This window comes from Kosakonia sp. H7A (assembly GCF_003028445.1).
Lineage (GTDB): Bacteria > Pseudomonadota > Gammaproteobacteria > Enterobacterales > Enterobacteriaceae > Kosakonia > Kosakonia radicincitans.
Genome location: NZ_PYTZ01000001.1, coordinates 1,348,210 through 1,366,849, shown reverse-complemented (window position 1 = coordinate 1,366,849; position 18,640 = coordinate 1,348,210). Strand labels below are relative to the sequence as shown.

14 protein-coding genes are annotated in these 18,640 nt (G+C 51.4%); 5 read left to right on the top strand and 9 right to left on the bottom strand.

What is annotated here, in order from left to right; genetic code table 11:
* The 6 genes from CWM66_RS06365 to CWM66_RS06345 all read right to left on the bottom strand — a co-directional run bounded on the left by CWM66_RS06365 (nucleotide 1) and on the right by CWM66_RS06345 (nucleotide 9,659).
* Nucleotides 1–1,095, bottom strand: coding sequence for a sensor histidine kinase (locus tag CWM66_RS06365; protein ID WP_035889752.1), 1,095 nt, complete (start codon nucleotides 1,093–1,095; stop codon nucleotides 1–3).
* On the bottom strand, nucleotides 1,092–2,207 hold the full coding sequence (locus tag CWM66_RS06360) for an FIST N-terminal domain-containing protein (RefSeq protein ID WP_107146370.1): 1,116 nt from the start codon (nucleotides 2,205–2,207) through the stop codon (nucleotides 1,092–1,094). Before CWM66_RS06360 ends, CWM66_RS06365 begins: the two co-directional genes overlap by 4 nt.
* A 71-nt stretch (nucleotides 2,208–2,278) precedes the next feature.
* Nucleotides 2,279–3,943 (bottom strand): methyl-accepting chemotaxis protein, encoded by a 1,665-nt coding sequence (locus tag CWM66_RS06355; protein ID WP_035889746.1) that lies wholly within the window; start codon nucleotides 3,941–3,943, stop codon nucleotides 2,279–2,281.
* A gap of 98 nt (nucleotides 3,944–4,041) precedes the next feature.
* Nucleotides 4,042–6,570, bottom strand: coding sequence for an EAL domain-containing protein (locus CWM66_RS06350; protein WP_233218364.1), 2,529 nt, complete (start codon nucleotides 6,568–6,570; stop codon nucleotides 4,042–4,044).
* A gap of 350 nt (nucleotides 6,571–6,920) precedes the next feature.
* Nucleotides 6,921–7,103: a hypothetical protein gene (locus CWM66_RS28725; protein ID WP_146159922.1), complete on the bottom strand. Its 183-nt coding sequence runs from the start codon at nucleotides 7,101–7,103 to the stop codon at nucleotides 6,921–6,923.
* A 63-nt stretch (nucleotides 7,104–7,166) separates the two neighbouring features.
* Nucleotides 7,167–9,659, bottom strand: a complete 2,493-nt coding sequence (locus CWM66_RS06345; protein ID WP_007373663.1) for an autotransporter outer membrane beta-barrel domain-containing protein — start codon at nucleotides 9,657–9,659, stop codon at nucleotides 7,167–7,169.
* 459 nt (nucleotides 9,660–10,118) lie between these two features.
* Here CWM66_RS06345 and scpA point away from each other — a divergent pair, with 459 nt between their 5' ends.
* Genes scpA through CWM66_RS06325 form a run of 4 tightly spaced genes read left to right on the top strand, consistent with a single transcriptional unit; the run spans nucleotide 10,119 to nucleotide 15,546 of the window.
* Nucleotides 10,119–12,263, top strand: a complete 2,145-nt coding sequence (gene scpA / locus CWM66_RS06340) for a methylmalonyl-CoA mutase (RefSeq protein WP_107146368.1) — start codon at nucleotides 10,119–10,121, stop codon at nucleotides 12,261–12,263.
* Entirely contained in the window at nucleotides 12,256–13,254 is a 999-nt protein-coding gene (gene meaB, locus CWM66_RS06335) for a methylmalonyl Co-A mutase-associated GTPase MeaB (protein ID WP_007373666.1), read from the top strand. The genes scpA and meaB overlap by 8 nt, the downstream gene beginning before the upstream one ends.
* A 12-nt stretch (nucleotides 13,255–13,266) precedes the next feature.
* On the top strand, nucleotides 13,267–14,052 hold the full coding sequence (gene scpB / locus CWM66_RS06330; protein WP_071920431.1) for a methylmalonyl-CoA decarboxylase: 786 nt from the start codon (nucleotides 13,267–13,269) through the stop codon (nucleotides 14,050–14,052).
* Nucleotides 14,053–14,067: 15 nt separating this feature from the next.
* Nucleotides 14,068–15,546 (top strand): acetyl-CoA hydrolase/transferase family protein, encoded by a 1,479-nt coding sequence (locus CWM66_RS06325; RefSeq protein ID WP_071920432.1) that lies wholly within the window; start codon nucleotides 14,068–14,070, stop codon nucleotides 15,544–15,546.
* On the opposite strand, the gene CWM66_RS06320 is transcribed toward CWM66_RS06325, so the two are convergent.
* The gene (locus CWM66_RS06320; protein ID WP_050998943.1) at nucleotides 15,543–16,475 is read right to left on the bottom strand and encodes a LysR family transcriptional regulator; all 933 of its coding nucleotides are present in this window, start codon (nucleotides 16,473–16,475) and stop codon (nucleotides 15,543–15,545) included. The genes CWM66_RS06325 and CWM66_RS06320 overlap by 4 nt on opposite strands.
* Nucleotides 16,408–16,716 carry a hypothetical protein gene (locus CWM66_RS28720; RefSeq protein WP_139201269.1) on the bottom strand — a complete coding sequence of 103 codons (309 nt, stop codon included), beginning with the start codon at nucleotides 16,714–16,716 and terminating at the stop codon, nucleotides 16,408–16,410. Before CWM66_RS28720 ends, CWM66_RS06320 begins: the two co-directional genes overlap by 68 nt.
* A gap of 175 nt (nucleotides 16,717–16,891) precedes the next feature.
* Here CWM66_RS28720 and CWM66_RS28715 point away from each other — a divergent pair, with 175 nt between their 5' ends.
* Complete coding sequence (locus tag CWM66_RS28715; RefSeq protein WP_007373670.1) at nucleotides 16,892–17,434, top strand: hypothetical protein; 543 nt, start codon at nucleotides 16,892–16,894, stop codon at nucleotides 17,432–17,434.
* Nucleotides 17,435–18,010: 576 nt separating this feature from the next.
* Here the strand turns inward: CWM66_RS28715 and CWM66_RS06315 are convergent.
* The gene (locus CWM66_RS06315) at nucleotides 18,011–18,415 is read right to left on the bottom strand and encodes an H-NS family nucleoid-associated regulatory protein (protein ID WP_007373671.1); all 405 of its coding nucleotides are present in this window, start codon (nucleotides 18,413–18,415) and stop codon (nucleotides 18,011–18,013) included.
* Nucleotides 18,416–18,640: the final 225 nt, after the last annotated feature.

Below are 18,640 nucleotides of genomic sequence, written 5' to 3'. Positions count from 1 at the left end.
TTATGCCTCCTGCTGCACGACGAGGGGAAAACGCATGATGAATGTGGCGCCCGAACCGGGTTTCGATTCGCAGCGAATCTGCCCATTATGCTTGTCCACCACGGTCGAATAGGCAATGGCCAGCCCCTGGCCGGTGCCTTTGCCGACCGCTTTGGTGGTGAAGAAGGGATCGAAAATGCGTTCGCGTATTGCCTCAGGGATGCCGGTGCCATCGTCGGCGACGCGGATCTCCATCATATCGCCGACCTGCTCCGCAGAGACAACGATATGCCCTTTTTCCTGCTCGCGGGTCTGGAGGCTGTCCGCAATGGCGTGCGCCGCATTGACGATAAGGTTAAGCATCGCCTGGCCAACCATGTCGCGCAGACAGGGCAGGAGCGGCAAATCATCGGCAAAGCGGGTTTCCAGTTCCGCCACGTATTTCCACTCGTTGCGGGCGACGGTCACAGTGGTATTGATGATGTCGCGTATATCCACGTACTCCTTTTTATTTTGCGAGGGATGAGAGAACTCTTTCATGGCGGCGACAATCCGGGAGATATGGCCAAGCCCGTCGAGTGATTCATCTAAAGACTGGGGGATCTGATGGCGCAGAAACTCAATTTTGCTGCTCTTAAGGAGGGTATCGAAGGCGGTAAGCGTTGGCTCATCGGCCATTTTTTCCCGCATCACGGCAGCCATGGCGATCGCCGCATCCAGCAGGTTGAGCAGCGAACGGTTGGCGGTCTTCACGAACCCGACGTTGTCAGAAACATACTGCGTGGGCGTGTTAATTTCGTGGGCGATCCCGGCGGCGAGCTGGCCGATGGACTCCATCTTTTGCGCCTGTAGAAGCTGTGCCTGCGTGAGGCGCAGCTCAGCAAGCGCTTTCTTTAACTCATGGCGCTCGTTTTCCAGTTCGATGGTTTTACGTGCGACCACTTTCTCCAGGCCCACATTCTGCTCAAGAATAGCGAACGGGGTCATCTGGTTGTGCCGACTTTCCTGCGCGATGCGTCGCTTTAATACCTCGATGGTTTTATCCCGCGCGACAAGTTTGCGCTGATAATCGGTTAGGGAGAGTGTTGCAACAACTGCTTCAGATGGAGACATCATTTACCTCCTATTGCCACGCCCGTGAATGTCTGGTTGACGTGCAGTCCGTTGTACTGCTCGCCATAGGTTGAGAAACCCACGATCCGGTTTTGCACCATAAAATTGCCGATCTGCAGGTCAAGCTCCTCCTGCTCAAACTGCAAACGCCGCAGGATACAGTCGCAGCCAATAATCACCGCCGGTTCCGGTATGGTTTCATGAACTTTTTCCAGCGCCTTGCTAAAGGTTTCGAGCGGATCTTCCGCAATGCCAATCGAGACGATCAACCCTTCTTCAATTGCGCAGTAGCAGGTCAGCGAGAGATCGTCGTTCATTTTCTGGATCGAACGGACATAAGGTTCGTCGCCAAAAGAGAGCACCAGCGGATTGCGGGAAAAAACGGTGGGCGTTAATTCTGCAACGGTGATGCCCAGCGATTCGGCATACACCTGCGCGGCAGGTTCGCCGTTAATTTCCCGGATCAGCCGTTTTTCAGGATCGGCCTCGGTAATGATTAATTCCACCTTACTGGGTTCGAAGTGCTGAACTTTAAAAATCGCCACCGGCGAGGAGGTTTCGATGACCGCGAACACCGCGGCATCGGAGATAAACTCACCTTTACCGTTATAGACGTAGCTCTTTTCGAAACGCAGATCGTCACCCGCAGAACCGCCGATAACCGGAATATTTCCTGTCTGCTGATAAAGATTAGCGATAAGGCGTTCCTCAGCCATCGACAAGCCATCAACCAGTAACAAACCAAAGCGTTGCAAAGTGGGTCTGGCCGCGCTGTCGCGATGGATCTCCTCGGCAATCTCTGCGATGGTCGCGGAGTAATCATTCAGGGGGTGAATCACAAAATGGCGGGTGCGAAAAGCGGCGCTCAGACCCAGCCCTAATATCCCGGAGTGCTGAAAACCTTCGGTGCCGATCTGCCCGGAGGAGGTACATCCAATACAAGGGCAGTGAAAGGTTTTTTGCATCTCTCGGCCCAGAATATTCAGGTCATAGTCCGGGGAACAGAAGAAAAGGATCGTTTCTGGTTCAGCGGGAAGCATCTGCCGGGCAAATTCCGCAACCGCCAGCACGGGGTCAGTTAGTTCGCTGCTTGCATATCGGATCTGGAAATTCACGTTGTTTCTCCCATGCTAAAGCGTCAGCGTCGCTGGCGGCGTCGGGTAATCAACGCCGCAGCGCGTCAGGTTTAAAAGGATTGCCAGTTTTCGTTGGCAGTCGCGTTACGGGTTGTTTTGCGCGAAGGAGGATTTGCCTTCGTGGCGGTTTTGGCTGCCTGTCCGGGAAGGGCAGTCACGGGGTTGCCTCCTAAATCAAAGAGCGCGATGGCGTCGTTTAATCGCCCGGCTTCTTCTTCAAGTGCGATGGCATTCGCTTTAGCCTCCTGAACCAGCACCGCGTTCTGCTGCGTCACCCGATCCATTTCTGTCATCGCCTGGCCAATCTGATCGATGCCTTTGCTCTGCTCGTCGGAAGCAATGGTGATTTCACCCATCAAGGCATTGACCTGACCCACGGTACTGATAATGGTCGACATTGCCTCGCCGGCCTCTTGTACCTGCTCTGCGCCCGTTTGCACTCTCTTAACGGATTCACTGATCAGCGCTTCGATCTCTTTAGCGGCCTGGGCGCTACGCTGCGCAAGTAAGCGCACTTCGCTGGCGACGACGGCAAAGCCACGCCCCTGTTCACCGGCGCGCGCCGCTTCCACTGCCGCATTCAGTGCCAGCAGGTTGGTCTGGAAAGAGATGCTGTTTATGACGCTGGTGATATCTGCAATCTTCTGCGAGCTTTCCGAAATACCGTGCATCGTGGCGACAACCGTCGATGTAATATCTCCGCCTTGTTCCGCCACCTGCCGGGCGTTTCCGGCCAGTTTTTGTGCTTCGCGTACGTTATGCGCGTTGTTTCTGACGGTCGAGGTCAGCTCTTCCATACTGGCGGCGGTTTGCTGAAGCGCTGCGGCCTGTTGATCCGTGCGACCGGAAAGCTCTTCGTTCCCGGTGCGTATTTGGTTGGTGCTGGTAAAGATGGTGGTTGAGCTACCCTGAATCGCCTGCACCGTTCTGGAAAGATTTTCCTGCATCCCCTGAATAAAGGGGATCAAACGACCGGCGCAGTTACGCCCAAACTCTTCAAGCCTGGTGTGCAGCTTGCCGCTGGCAATGGTTTCAAGGTGCCGCGCAATGGTATCAAGTGGTTTAACCAGATAATTGACCAGATAACGATCGGTTAAGAACAGCGTCACAACACCGGCGACTAACGCACTGATTAGCACCAGTTTGTTAAAACTGACTTTCGCCGTGGTCTGGTTTAAGAAGTCATCTTTTTGAATCGCTTGTGTATATTTTTCGGCGGTCACGCCAAATTGCACACTCAGCGGCGGATAGGTTTTGCGAAACAGTTCGCGGAACTGGTCGGCCTGCTTATCCTGTGCGGCTTTATACATAGGAATAATGCCGTTGTTCAGCAGTCTTTCCCAGTCCTGAGCCATGCTCTGAACAACCTCATCGCTGACGCCAGGATGGCCGCTCTGGCGGAACTTCGCCAGCATATCCTGGCTGATCTCCAGCGCTTTGCCCGCGGAAATCAACGTCTTATCTGCATTGGCATCATCACCGGTCAGGCGATAATCCATGGCGCGCAGCATGCGTGTTACGGTACGGAAATATTGATCATTGCCTTTAACCAGATAAGAGTAGGCGTTTTTTTGCGCGGTGTTCTGCGTTAATAAATTTTCGATGGTGGCGAAGTTAAATAAGGTCATTGCCGTGGCGATGCCCCAGATGCAACTGAACAGCACCAGGATGAGTAAAACCATTTTTCTGATTGTTATATCGCGAAGTATTTTCATCGTATTTCCCCACTACGTATTGGGTAAGCTTTTTTACGGCGCCGCTGCGCGCCGCAAGAAAAAGAGTTCACTTCTCAAACTGCAATTATTGTTGGTTGTTATAGGGCTGCATCACACCTCGCTTCGATATTACATTCAATAATGTGCAGGTTATCCTTGACTGCCTCTAATGAGACTGGACGGCCTATGTAATATCCTTGTGCAATGTCACATTTGTATTTTATTAATTGCTGCAATTGCTCTTGTGTTTCAACACCTTCAGCGGTTACCTCAAGGTTATAATCCTTGCCAAGTCCAATGACCTTTTCCACAATACTCTTTGCTGATTCCGAATCGTTCATCGCGAAGATAAATGACTTGTCGATTTTAATGCCATGAAAAGGAAAACTGTGCAGGTAATAAAGCGAGGCATAACCGGTACCGAAATCATCAATCAGCAGTCGGATACCTAAGGTTTTTAATTCCTGCATGACGATCTGTGCGTTTTCTGGGCTACATAATGTCACGTTTTCAGTGACTTCCAGTTCAAGGCGTGCCGCCGGAAAATGAGTTGTCGCCAGTACGTTTTTAATGCGTGCGATAACATCGCTGGCTTTGAATTCCATCGGGGAAATATTGACCGATACAGAAATATGGTTAAATTCTCTGCCGATGTCCTGACAGGCATTGACCAGCACCCAATCCGTCAGGTCGGTAATAATTCCTGACTCCTCGGCCAGGGGAATAAACTGATCCGGCATCAGTAACCCGTGACGCGGGTGTAGCCAACGCACCAGCGCTTCGACAGAGTTAATGCAGCCTGCACGGATGTCGAAGCGAGGCTGATATACGAGAAATAATTGATTTTCCTTAATCGCTTCCCGTAATTCATTTTCCAGTTCGCGTCGTTGGACGATCTGTTTCGCCATGTCAGCCTGATATAAAACAAAACTGTTATTGCCGAGATTTCTGGCTTCATACAGAGCAATATCTGAGTAGCGTAATAAATCGCTGGCCGTCAGAGCATCTTGTGGTGATTGCGCCGCGCCGATATTGACGCCGAGAGAGACTTCATTGCCGGACACGATAAACGGCTTGTTGATGACAGCAATAATAAGCTGGCAGAGCGTACGGATATCCTCTTTTTTATGAATCGCAGGAGCGATAATAATAAATTCATCACCGCCCTGGCGTGCGACCAGATCGGTTGCGCGTAAACAGTTGCGCAATCTCTGCGCCACCTCGCCCAGCACCTTATCGCCAGCGTCATGCCCGTAGATATCATTGACCAGTTTAAAATCGGTCAGATCGAGGCTGAGCATCACCAGCGTGCTATTTGCTTCGCCGCGCGAGTGCAGTTTCCCGTCGAGGAACTCTTGCATCATGGCGCGATTCGGCAGGCCCGTTAACTCATCGTGGTGGGAGAGGAAGCGAATACGCTCACTGGACTCCACCTCCAGCGTCACGTCCGAAGCCGTACCACGAAAACCGATCGCGCCATCCGGCAGGGTAATTCTTTTTAACGTGATATTGCAGTAGCGCTGGCTGCCGAGCGCGGAAACATAGCAGCAGTGCGACAACGTTAAATAATCGCCCGGATGCGGCAGCGTTAACCAGTTGCTGATTGTTTGCTGGCTGTCGACTAAAAAATCGGTAAAGCTGCGTCCCAGCCACTCATCGATGCGATGGCCTGTGATCACCGGAAAGCGGGCAGAAATCCAGGTAAGATTAAAGTTTTCATTGGCTTCCCAGATCCAGTCCGTGGTGGTTTCAACAATATCCCTGAAACGCTGTTCGCTGGCGGATAACGCTGCGCGACTTTGTTCCAGCAGAAAGGTTTTTTCATCATTCATGCGCGCTTTTGTTAACGCTTTACGCATTAAACTAATGGCCAACAGCACGGAAACCACCATCAATAGCACCAGTAAAGGCAACACTTTGCTTAACAGTGTTTCGACGGGGTTTTTGCTCTGCCATTCGACATAAATGCGATCGTTTCCGGCGGTGAGAAACATCGTATCTTTGCGCATTGATGCCACTTCAGGCGGCAAAGTATGTAACCCCTTGATTTCGTATTCGTCACCAAGTTGCTGAAACTTTTGTGGCGTAAGCTTATCGACAAAGATCATTACCGCATGCTCTGAAGGATTTATCCCGGCAGCCGCATAATCATCCGACGTGATCCATGATGCGGCGACGAGCGTGGGTTGGTCATGGATAGTGATCAGCCGGGAGAACGCTATTCCTTGGTTGTTGGCTAATGTTGTTATTAACGAGTCGGTCAGATTGACGCCTAACCATGTTTCAAAGGAAACCTGCCCGGGCTGCCCATCCAGCACGCTATAGCGGGTTATGCCATCCGGTGAGAGGACAAAAACGCCTTCATACTGAAACTTATTAAAAAGCGATTTTCCCAGGTTCTGTCTGTCCCATTCCCAGTGCACATTTACGGTGCTTGTCAGATTTTGAAAAGCGTCATCCCAGTTGGCGTAATCAGCAAGGTGTAATCGTAAGTTTTCCTGTCTGTTTTCAAGCGCTTTAGTCAGCAAGTGCATTTTTTGCCGTTGTTCAGTTTGCTGAAGATCGCTTTTTGTCTGGATGAGGGTGAAGAGGATGGTAAAAAAGATAAATGTCATCAGCGCCAGCATCAATGTCGCTGTCTGCTTGAGTATTCCATGCGTATTACCAGCCAGCGAAGGCAGGTTTTTATCATCGAGAACATGCATGCTTCACCCTTTTCTTGTGATGAATAAAATACGCCGGGTCTTTTTACATTAACGGCCTGAGATACGTTTTATTTAATGCAAATAGCACCGTTGATACTTTTTTGTGATAGTTATCAAACTTCATTCTTCTTTTAATTTTTGCGAACGCGGGAATATTAATTTTTCCTTAAATTATTAGCCTGGGTATCATAAAAACAGTGTTTTTTTTCTATAGGTTAATGTTTTTTGAGTAGCAGTAACCAATAATATGAAACGTTGGTTTTAAATATATTTTATATTCCTGCTTTGCCGGTGGTGAATTTATCGCATGCAGAATCAATATGTTGTTTATTAGTAATAAGTATTTTCTTATGAAGGATAGTGTAAATACCCCCTGATGGGTATTTTTTGCGTTTGTTTGCAAGCTGGATGACAGAAAAAAGAGACCTGGCGGGGAGGGCTTTATTGCGTGTCATGCCGTTCCCCGGCAGGCCTTTTGCGGTGGGAGGCTATTGCCCTCCCACCAGGTTTACATCACATCAGAACGATTTACGCAGACGCAGGCTGACTGTCTGGGCGTCGAAGTGCGGCGCAGTAGAAAGGTCATAACGCGCGCTGAGGCTCAGGTCGTCATTCTGTACCAGCGCCACACCGGCACCGATATCCGCGGTATCGGACACCGGCGTGGCGCCGAAGCTGGTGAAACGCGTTTCGCCCAGCGCATCGGCGACGTAGCTGGCGCTGGTCGCTGTGCGGCTGCGGTCATATTCGTGCGTCCACATCGCCTGCACGAATGGCACCACATCGCCGATTCCTGTGCTCCAGCTATGCTCCAGTTTTGCGCCCAGCGAGCTGCGCACCGACTGCGTATGGCTGGAATCAACTTTCAGCGCGGCACCCTGATCGCTGTGCTCTTTATAGTCATCCTGGTGCAGGTAGCTGTAACTGACGGCAGCGAGCGGGGTCAGCGTGGTTCCCTGGGCGAAGAAGATCGGGTAGCCGACTTCTGCTTTAGTCATCACTTGCTGCCCATTGAAACTGCCATCCGCCTGGCCGGCAAAGCCGTCGAAACCGATGCGGCGCTGGCTGTCATATCTCTGCGTGCTGACACTGGCGGTCAGGTTGACGTACAGCGGGTTGCCGCTCCAGCTTGCGTAGGCAATGCCACTCCAGGCATCAACATCCGTATGGCTACCCGTCAGGTTGTCGCGGCCATTGACGGAAGAGTGCGCATAGCTGAATGCGCCGCCCACACGCCAGTCGTCAGCGATCTGACGATCCGCTCCAAGCACCACACCGCCGTAATGCGCGGTGTAACCGCTGACGTTATCAATCATGCCCTGGCGAGCACTACCGTAGAACGGCTGGCCCCAGACGGCCCAATCCAGCGCATCATCACCGGTGGCAATACCGCTTTGTGAACCGTTACGGGCGAGACGCGTGCTGTTCATATGGTTGTTCACCACGGCCAGCGCGCCGGAAGAGGCTGCGGCTGCGGTGCTGCTCGCGGCGCTGTTCTGTACCGGCGACAGTTGCTCACCGGCCCGGTTGGCTTCTTCGCGGCTGCCGATCGCCATAGAGGCGTTATAGAGATTGAGCAGGCCTTCAGAGAAACCGCTGTAGTTACCCAGCCCGCGCAAAGAGGAGATAGCATTTGGTGTCGTGGCAAAACCTGTGTTCGGGGTAACCACTGGCGTTGTTGGTGTCGTCGGTGTGGTTGGCGTCGTCGGTTCTGTTGGCGTTGTTGGTGTCGTCGGTGTCGTTGGTTCCGTCGGGGTTACCGGATCCTGACCGTCGAGATAAACCACGAGACTGTTAGTGCCATCAATCGTTACCGCTTTACCGGTCACCGTACCGTTGTAACCCGCGACATGGTAGGCCAGCGCGTTCTCATTGTACTGCGTTCCCGAACCGGAGGCCTGCACCACCAGGAAACGCTGGCCGTTAGCAAAACCGTAGCTCTGGCCTGTCGTTAGCAGCGAAACGCTGGAATGCGCGGCAAAAATCGCATCGCCGGTCACTACCAGGCGGCCATAACCGCTGTCCTGCGTATTACCGTTGGCAACCGCGCCATCGGCGACGCCGATAGCCAGCTCGCCTTGCTCCTGCTGGAGGTAATTACCGTTAATTGTCACCGTACGGTTAAGTAATAAAGAGGCACCGTCGTTGATAACGCTGTGCGTGCCCATCTGGAAATCATCATCCACGGTGAGCTTGCCGGTGCCAAAGTGCAGATCGGCTCCGGAACTGTAGACCCTGCCACCGCTGTTATAGCCGGTCAGCAGGCTGTCGTAGCTGCTGCCGCCATTAATGGTTAACGGGTTTGACGTGTTGTTCCAGATGTTGCCAGCCAGCGTGCCGTTGTTATTAATGACCGATAGCGCGCCGATATTGTAAATAGCAGCATCGATACCGCGCAGCGTACCATTGTTGGTGATCCCGTTGGTCATCGTACCGGCGTTCTGCACCGCGTAGGCGCCATCAATCAGGCCGTTGTTAGTGAAATCGGTGATGGTGCCCCAGCTAATCACACCGCTGTTAGGGCCCTGAATCGTCCCCTGGTTGATCAGCGAGGTAATTGTTCCGAAGTTATTCAGCGCGACGTTACTCGTAATCGTGCCATTCACACTGTTTTCCAGCGTGCCGATGGTTCCCCGGTTATACAGCCCGTAAGCGCCAATAGTGCCTGAATTACCGGCGAGATAACTGTTGTTGGAGAACAGATCTACAGACGAACTATCATCGATATACATACCGGAATCGTTGTAGTTACTGCCGGAACTCATGATCGTGCCGTTGTTGGTAAAGGTACCCATATCAACAGACTGGAATGAGAGCGCGTTACCCGTGGGGCTGACGACACTTCCGGTAGAGGTGATCGTCACTGAATCAAATGAACCGATAAAAGAACTTTGACCTTCTGTTGTGGAAATCTCAGTACCAATTGATGCCTGAGTTACAGGGGTGAATGACACCCAGGCAGCCGCCATCGCGAGCAATAATGGCTTCTTACGAAAGACAGGTTTATGCATATGCTATTCATCCAAAATGAAAAGTAACTGCTGAATCTTTGTCCAGGCAGGTGTGGCGGCAGAAAAGGACGCACCTGAGACCAGGGGCGATGGCGTCCTTAACCGATATTTAGTTATCGGCGTGTCTCTGAATGGCTGTAGGGGAGAGAAGAAAATATATCGTGCATTTATTTTACCTCTTTCACCTGCTGCTTTTGTGAAGACCATTTGCCCGGGAATGAGAGCAAACTGGCGGCAGGGGATAAGAAAGAGCTTAATTGTATTGTGGTTTTTAGGCGCACCAGGTCTCTGGCGCAGTAAATAAAGCAAAGTTCCCTCTAAATATTTATCTCATCAATTAATCAGGACCTGCGGCAAAAAATGAACTTCCGCAGGTCCTTTTTTGCTGGCGACAACCACAATGACGAAAATTATTATTTTCACCAGTTAATTTATTGACCTCGAATTATGGAGTGGTCTATGTCAAATAAACTGGAATGGCAAAAAATAGCGAATAAAGAGCTTAGTCGGAAAGGAAAGACGATTGATTCGCTGGTAAAACCGACGCCTGAGGGTATCGCCATTAAACCTTTATATACCCGTGAGGATCTCGACGAACTGGATATTGTCCGGTCACTGCCAGGGCTTCCACCTTTTACGCGCGGGCCGCGCGCTACCATGTATACAGCTCAGCCCTGGACGATTCGCCAGTATGCTGGTTTTTCAACGGCAAGAGAATCGAACGCCTTTTATCGCCGTAATCTTGCCGCCGGGCAAAAGGGGTTGTCGGTGGCCTTTGATTTGGCGACGCACCGGGGCTACGATTCGGATAATCCGCGCGTGGTGGGCGATGTGGGTAAGGCGGGTGTCGCCATTGATACCGTTGAGGATATGAAAATCCTTTTCGATAATATTCCGCTGGATACCATGTCGGTTTCCATGACCATGAATGGCGCGGTATTGCCGATTATGGCCTTTTATATTGTTGCCGCTGAAGAGCAGGGCGTCTCGCCGGAGAAATTAACTGGCACCATCCAGAATGATATTCTAAAAGAGTATCTGTGCCGGAATACGTATATTTATCCACCGAAACCGTCAATGCGAATTATCGCCGATATTATTGCCTGGTGTTCGGCAAATATGCCGCAGTTTAATACCATCAGTATCAGTGGCTATCATATGGGCGAAGCGGGCGCAAATTGCGTTCAGCAGGTGGCGTTCACCCTTGCAGATGGCATTGAATATATTAAAGCCGCAATTTCCGCCGGGCTGAAAATTGATGACTTCGCGCCGCGCCTCTCTTTTTTCTTTGGCATCGGCATGGATCTGTTTATGAACGTCGCCATGCTGCGTGCCGCCCGTTATTTGTGGAGCGAGGCCGTCAGTCAGTTTGGCGCCACGAATCCGAAGTCGCTGGCGCTGCGCACCCACTGTCAGACATCCGGCTGGAGTCTGACGGAACAGGATCCTTATAACAATATTGTTCGCACCACGATTGAAGCGCTCGCCGCCACGCTCGGCGGCACGCAGTCTTTGCATACCAACGCGTTTGACGAAGCGCTTGGGCTACCGACAGATTTTTCGGCGCGTATTGCGCGTAACACCCAGATTATTTTGCAGGAAGAGGCGGAAATCTGCCGCACGGTCGATCCGCTCGGCGGCTCTTATTACGTCGAGTCGCTTACCGCTCAGATCATCAAAGAGGCACGGGAGATTATCCGGCAAATCGATGAAGTGGGCGGCATGGCGAAAGCCATCGAAGTTGGGCTGCCGAAACGCATGATTGAAGAAGCTTCCGCGCAGGCGCAGTCAGAGATCGATCAGGGTAAACGCGTGATCGTCGGCGTAAACAAATACAAGCTGGAGCAAGAGGCCATTACGCCGGTGCTGGAGATCGACAATGTGAAGGTGCGCAATGAGCAAATCGCCGCGCTGGAGCAGATCCGCAGCACGCGTGATGCGGCGGCAGTTCACGATGCGCTGGCGGCGCTCACCCATGCGGCACAGCATAATGAAAATCTGCTGGCGGCCGCCGTTCATGCGGCGCGGCTGCGCGCCACGCTCGGGGAGATTTCCGATGCGCTGGAAGCCGCATTTGATCGCTATCTGGTTCCCAGCCAGTGTGTCACTGGTGTCATCACCCGCAGCTATCAACAAAGCAAGGATGCCGCAGCGGAATTCGACGCCATTGTTGAGCAGACCCGGCAATTTCTCACTACTCACGGCCGCCGTCCGCGCATTTTGATTGCCAAAATGGGGCAGGATGGTCACGACCGCGGCGCGAAGGTCATTGCCAGCGCCTACTCCGATGTCGGTTTCGATGTCGATCTCAGCCCGATGTTCTCAACACCGCAGGAGATAGCCCGCCTGGCGGTAGAAAACGATGTGCATGTCGTTGGCGCGTCGTCACTGGCAGCCGGACATAAGACACTGATTCCGGAGTTGATTGCCGGGCTGAAAGAGTACGGGCGAGAGGATATCTGCGTTGTCGCGGGCGGTGTCATTCCGCCGCAGGATTATGCCTTTCTGCATGAACAAGGCGTGGCGGCTATTTACGGCCCCGGCACCCCGATGCTGGGAAGCGTGCGCGACGTATTAACACGGATTAGCCGCCAGCATGATTAACGAAAAAACGCTGGAAGCGACGATTCATCGGTTGTGTGCCGGCGATCGTGTCGCGCTCGCTCAGGCGATGACGCTGGTGGAAAACCAGCTTCCGCAATATCAACGCCTTAGTCGTCAGTTGCTGGATATCATTATGCCGCTAACCGGCAGGGCGCTACGCATTGGCCTTACCGGTACGCCTGGCGCCGGGAAAAGCACTTTTCTGGATACCTTCGGCATGCTGCTCATCCGGCTCGGTAAGCGGGTCGCCGTGATTGCTGTTGATCCCAGTAGCCCGCTGAGCGGCGGCAGTTTGCTTGGCGACAAGACACGAATGACATCGCTGGCGCGTGCGGAGGCGGCATTTATTCGTCCTGTGCCCTCCGGTGGTTATGCCGGGGGAGCCAGTCAGCGTGCCGCTGAATTGATCCTGTTATGCGAGGCGGCGAATTATGACGTGGTGATCGTTGAAACCGTGGGTGTTGGTCAGTCGGAAACGGAAGTCTCTGGCCTGGTGGACTGCTTTGTCTCGCTGCAAATCGGCGGCGGCGGTGATGATTTGCAGGGGATTAAAAAAGGCATCATGGAGATGGCCGACGTCATCGTTATCAACAAGGACGATGGCGACAACCGCCTGGCGGTTGCGGCCGCGCGCCAGGTGTACGAGAGCGCGCTTTCGATGGTGCGACATAAGTATCCGCAGTGGTCGCCGCAGGTGCTGACATGCAGCGCACGGGAAAAGCGTGGGATTGAGGATGTCTGGCAGTGCATTGTCCGCTTTAGCGAGGTCATGGCGCAAAGCGGGGGACTGGCGCAGTTGCGCCAGCAACAAACGATGAAATGGCTTCAGAAGCAGGCCGAAGAGGAAGCGCTGCGACAGCTTTTTGCCCATCAGATTTTTCGCCAGACTTTCAGCCAGACGCTGGAAAGCGTGAAAAATAACCAACAGGCTCCGCGCACCGGCTTACAGCACATCCGTGAATTTCTTCAGCATCACTATTTTGAACAATAAGAAGGTAACTTTATGTCGTATCAGCATGTTGTCGTCACGATCATACAAAAAGTGGCTGTTATTGAATTTAACTATGCCCGCAAATTGAATGCGCTCAGCAAGGTATTTATCGATGATTTGATTCAGGCGCTGGAGGATCTCAACACTCCGGAGATTCGCTGCGTAATTCTCCGCGCTCCGCACGGCGCGAAGGTTTTTTCCGCCGGGCATGATATTCATGAGCTGCCGACTGGCCGCCGCGATCCGCTCTCGTATGATGATCCGCTGCGGCAGATTACCCGCATGATCCAGAAATACCCGAAACCGGTTATTGCGATGGTTGAAGGGAGCGTCTGGGGCGGCGCTTTTGAGTTGATCATGAGCTCAGATCTGGTGGTGGCAGCCACAACGTCCACCTTCTCAATGACGCCGGTAAACCTCGGCGTGCCGTATAACCTTGTCGGTATCCATAATCTAACGCGCGATGCCGGTTTTCATATCGTTAAAGAGATGATTTTTACCGCCGCGCCGATTACCGCTGAGCGCGCTCTGGCCGTAGGCATTCTGAACCATATCGTGGACGCGAATGAGCTGGAAGATTTTACCTTGCTGATGGCGCATCAGATCTGTGAAAAAGCCCCGCTTGCAATAGCCGTTATTAAGGAAGAACTGCGGGTTCTGGGGGAAGCGCATACCATGAACGCGGATGAATTCGAGCGAATTCAGGGCATGCGTCGTGCGGTTTATGACAGCCAGGATTATCAGGAAGGGCGAAGCGCCTTTATGGAAAAACGCAAACCGCATTTTCTGGGCTACTGAGCAACGGAGAACAGCATGAAAGAGTTCTGGCCCCGGCTAAGCGCTGACGAGGCGGCCGCGCTTATCCGGCATGATGAAATGGTGGCATTTAGTGGTTTTACTGCCGCCGGTTCGCCTAAAGCGCTACCCGCTGCGATTGCCCGGCGCGCGCGTGAGTTACATCAGGCACAGCAACCTTTTCAGATTCGCCTTCTGACCGGCGCATCCATTGGTGCTGCTGCCGATGATGTATTGTCTGAAGCGGATGCAGTCTCCTGGCGCGCTCCGTACCAGTCGGCAGCGGGCATGCGGCAAAAAATCAATCAGGGCAGGGTGAAGTTCGTTGACCTGCATCTGAGTGAAGTGGCGCAAATGGTGAACTATGGCTTTTTCGGCGACATTGATGTCGCCGTTATCGAGGCTTCGGCGCTAACGAGCGATGGCAAGATCTGGCTTTCCAGTGGTATTGGTAATGCGCCAACCTGGCTGCGTCAGGCAAAACGGATAATCATTGAATACAACCATTATCACAGCCCGCAGGTGGCTCAACTGGCTGATATCGCCTCACCTGGTGCACCACCGTACCGCAACAGTGTCGCTATTTTTAGTACGCTGGACAGAATTGGCCTGCACTATGTGCAGATTGATCCGCGAAAGATTATCGCAGTGGTGGATACCGAATTGCCGGATGCCGGTAACACGCTTGATGAGGAGAAACCGGTCTGTCAGCAGATTGCGGACAATGTTGTGACCTTCCTGCTCAATGAGATCGCACACGGACGTATTCCCCCAGAGTTTCTGCCGTTGCAAAGCGGCGTCGGTAATATCAATAACGCGGTGATGGCGCGTCTTGGCGAAAACCCGGATATCCCGCCGTTTATGATGTATTCCGAAGTGCTACAGGAGTCGGTGGTCCATCTGCTCGAAACGGGAAAAGTCAGAGGGGCTAGTGCATCCAGCCTGACGGTTTCCGACAAAGCGTTGCGGAAAATCTACGATAACATGGACTTTTTCGCCGAACGCATTGTGTTGCGGCCGCAGGAGATCTCCAACAACCCGGAGATAATTCGCCGCCTTGGCGTCATTGCGCTGAATGTCGGGCTGGAGTTCGATATTTACGGTCATGCCAATTCAACGCATGTGGCAGGCGTTAACCTGATGAATGGCATTGGCGGCAGTGGAGACTTTGAGCGCAATGCTTACTTATCGATTTTTATGGCCCCCTCGATTGCAAAAGAGGGGAAAATATCGACGATTGTGCCGATGTGCAGTCATGTTGATCACAGCGAACACAGCGTCAAAGTGATCATTACCGAGCAGGGGATTGCCGACCTGCGCGGGCTTTCGCCGATTGAGCGAGCCCATACGATTATTGAAAATTGCGCCCACCCGCTATACCGGGATTATCTCCATCGTTATCTGGAATCCACGTCCGGCGGGCATATACGCCACGATCTTAGCCGCGTCTTTGAACTGCACACCTCGTTACTGAAAACGGGTTCTATGCTGGGTTAAACCGTCGTACCGTCGCGATCGTCAGCAATGTATTGACATATCGCGGCGGTATGCCGCTGGTTTTTCAGTGAATAAAGATATTCCTGCATCGCCATCGGGCCGTTTGGCGCATCGAAATACGTTAATGTCTGCGGGTTCACCAGCGGCCAGGCGAACCAGGGGATCACGGTGAGAAATTGCCCGCGTTCCACCGCGCTGATTTTGGCCATAAAGCTGTATGCCCGGTAAATAATCGTCGGATGAATGCCGCATGAGCGGATGTGGGCATCCAGCATGGCTTCAAAATTGGCTCGATTCTGGAAACGCATTTGCAGCCACGGCAATTCGCGCAGTAGTTCCTGCGGCTGTTTATCCTGATAGCGTCGCGAGACAAGAAAACCGAGTCGCAGCGGTGGAAGCTCAGTAACCATCAGGTTTTCCAGTTCCTGAACGCGTGGCGAGACCAACTGTGGTGAAATAATAAAATCGAGCTGATGACCCAACAGATCGTCAATCACCCCATTTTCACTAAATTCAACCGCCTGGGTGCTGACGTTTTCATATTTATCGCCCAGGCTTATGAGCTGATCGAAAATAATGGTTGGATAAGTGTTATCAATACCGAGCACCACTTTCTGTGAGCGCTGCGTTGAGTTATGGAGCTCGTTTTCAATGGCCGATAACCGTTCATAAACCGGGAAGAGTTTCTGGTAAAGCTCCTGACCGGCTTTATTCAGGCAGATGCTGTTATCTTTTCGGGTAAAAAGCGGGTAGCCAATCTGCGCTTCAAGCGCGATGATGCTTTTGCCAAAGGGCGATGCGGTCATATGAATTTTTTCCGCCGCTCTGGCAATGCTTTTGGTCTGCACCAGGACAATAAAATTACGCATCCTTTTGGAAATAAAAATAGAGTTGCTCACCTGAAAATCCCTCTCGGTTCCAATAACCATTATGTTTGGCAATCCGTGCCATTGTTAGCATGCTATTTATTGCTGCGATCAATGTTAGCACACAGTGGCGCAGTGGGGACCACTGCAATCCGTCAGAGATGGGAGAAGTGCCGCATTTCACCTGTTGCGTTTGCCAGATGGCTTCTTCGGTCAGTGTGACAGGATGAAAAGAAGCGCGGCGGTTTTTTCTTCCAGGCACATTGCTGGTATGATTTTGAATTAAGATGAGAATGAGATTCATCTCATGCTTTAATTTATTTCAAATATTAAGAAAGCATTAATATTCAATTTTATTGATGCTTTTTTTTGCGAGATGAGTTCCACAATTGATTCATTGATAAATGAATCTCCTGTGGTAATGTTTCATTTAAAATGAATGATCGGATCACCAGTGGAGTGAGTATTATAGTTGCATCATGGTAGATAAAAACATTTACTTCGAGCTGCAAAAGCTATCTTTAGCACTATTTTTAGCGACGAAAAGTTCAGCGGCGCGATTATTTATCGACGATGATAACCAACCTGTTAATAATTCAGCGGTTAATGAACCTCTCGACGTGATCGACGCGGGGGATCCGCATACCCGGTTGCATGTGCGCCATTTTTGCAACAACGTGCAGCTGGTGAAAATACATACCCGCGCGAGTGAATGTCAGCAGATCATCGAGGCCTGGCGCGCTTACTGTAACGACAGCCTGATGGATGGGCAGTCGATGCCGCTGCTTAATCTTGTCCAGGGCTGGACTTTAATCGAGGACTGCCGACGGCATCGCGATGGATGTATGACGAAACATCGTTTTGATGAGTGCGGGACATTACATTGTGCAGGCTCTATTTTTCAGCAATGTTTGCCTCCACCAACAGAATTAACCACAGAGATACAGGAAAAAAACGACTGTGGGCATTGTTGCTGTCAGTTGAGTATTCCTCATATGCAGGTTTATACAGCGGATAAATAATCCGCATGATTCGTTTAATTTTCATGGCAATACATTAGGCAGCCTGATTTCTTAACATTCGCCCCGGATGGGGTGATGGGCATTTACTGTACTACGAGTAGAACAGACACAAGAATAACGTTAAGGCCCTATTAATTTCAGGGGGAATTCTTCGCTGCGGCGACTATGTTTGTTTTCTCGCTGCCGTTTGCCAGATCTTTCGGATAGCATGCTTTACGGCATATTCGCTAATTCAACAGGTCGTGCAATGAATGACGAAGCGCAAGAATAGTCACTTAACATCGCCAGGAGGAAGTTGATCGGGCAACAAATTGTGTGCCGGGTAATAAACCCTGTCGGTAGCATAGACGGGAATGTTGTTGGCACTAAGCATACTCAGGGAAAAGCTAAATAAGCGTCCGATGGCAGGAGCCGATCGTTTCGGTGTTGCACGATGGCTGTTTCGTGCTGCAGTTAGCGCTATCAGATGTTACTTAAGGGATAAATGGCGGCGGTGTGAGGGAAAGGTCAGAAAAGAAAGCTGAGTGGCTGGGCAGAAATAAAAAAAAGGGGCAGTTGCGCTGCCCCTGATACATTTTAGAGCTCGAAGTCTTCCAGCTTTTTGCCGCCTTCAATGGCTTTTGCAATCGCTTTCGGCGTACGACCCTGGCCGGTCCAGGTTTTTTCGCTGCCGTCTTCGTCGATATACTTATATTTAGCAGGGCGAGGCGCACGAACAGATTTAGACTTCGTGGTTTGCCCTTTCAGGGAGGATAAAAGCTCGGTTGGATCGATTCCTTCATCCAGCAGTTTTTGACGGAATGCCGCCAGCTTGGCTTCTTTCTCTTCTTGTTCTTTGCGAATTGAAGACTCTTCCTCGCGGCGCTCTTCAACGACAACAGACAGTTTCTCAAGCATCTCTTCCAGTGCTTCGAGCGTAACTTCACGAGCCTGAACTCTCAGGGTGCGAATGTTATTTAATGATTTTAATGCTTCTGACATAGCGTCACTCCGTGTGCAGAGAAATGTAAATTCTATCGGAATTAATTTTTAGTGATCATGAGATAAAAATCAATACTGAATTATATTTTTTAGCAAATATAAATTCACTTTTGTAAACATGCTCTACCTCATACATGTGGATAAAGCGAAATTTAGCCAGCGATATACGGGAAAAGACCATATCCTTTAAGGGTTATTTTAATGTTGAGCCACAGTTAATGCCGC

Bases quoted from the DNA above. Each gene is read 5' to 3' on its own strand.
- CWM66_RS06345 (WP_007373663.1), bottom strand. From the start codon at position 9,659: ATGCATAAACCTGTCTTTCGTAAGAAGCCATTATTGCTCGCGATGGCG.
- CWM66_RS28715 (WP_007373670.1), top strand. From the start codon at position 16,892: ATGGTAGATAAAAACATTTACTTCGAGCTGCAAAAGCTATCTTTAGCA.
- CWM66_RS06320 (WP_050998943.1), bottom strand. From the start codon at position 16,475: ATGGTTATTGGAACCGAGAGGGATTTTCAGGTGAGCAACTCTATTTTT.
- CWM66_RS06315 (WP_007373671.1), bottom strand. From the start codon at position 18,415: ATGTCAGAAGCATTAAAATCATTAAATAACATTCGCACCCTGAGAGTT.
- CWM66_RS28725 (WP_146159922.1), bottom strand. From the start codon at position 7,103: ATGACACGCAATAAAGCCCTCCCCGCCAGGTCTCTTTTTTCTGTCATC.
- scpA (WP_107146368.1), top strand. From the start codon at position 10,119: ATGTCAAATAAACTGGAATGGCAAAAAATAGCGAATAAAGAGCTTAGT.
- scpB (WP_071920431.1), top strand. From the start codon at position 13,267: ATGTCGTATCAGCATGTTGTCGTCACGATCATACAAAAAGTGGCTGTT.
- meaB (WP_007373666.1), top strand. From the start codon at position 12,256: ATGATTAACGAAAAAACGCTGGAAGCGACGATTCATCGGTTGTGTGCC.
- CWM66_RS06350 (WP_233218364.1), bottom strand. From the start codon at position 6,570: ATGCTGGCGCTGATGACATTTATCTTTTTTACCATCCTCTTCACCCTC.
- CWM66_RS06325 (WP_071920432.1), top strand. From the start codon at position 14,068: ATGAAAGAGTTCTGGCCCCGGCTAAGCGCTGACGAGGCGGCCGCGCTT.
- CWM66_RS06355 (WP_035889746.1), bottom strand. From the start codon at position 3,943: ATGAAAATACTTCGCGATATAACAATCAGAAAAATGGTTTTACTCATC.
- CWM66_RS28720 (WP_139201269.1), bottom strand. From the start codon at position 16,716: ATGAATCTCATTCTCATCTTAATTCAAAATCATACCAGCAATGTGCCT.
- CWM66_RS06365 (WP_035889752.1), bottom strand. From the start codon at position 1,095: ATGATGTCTCCATCTGAAGCAGTTGTTGCAACACTCTCCCTAACCGAT.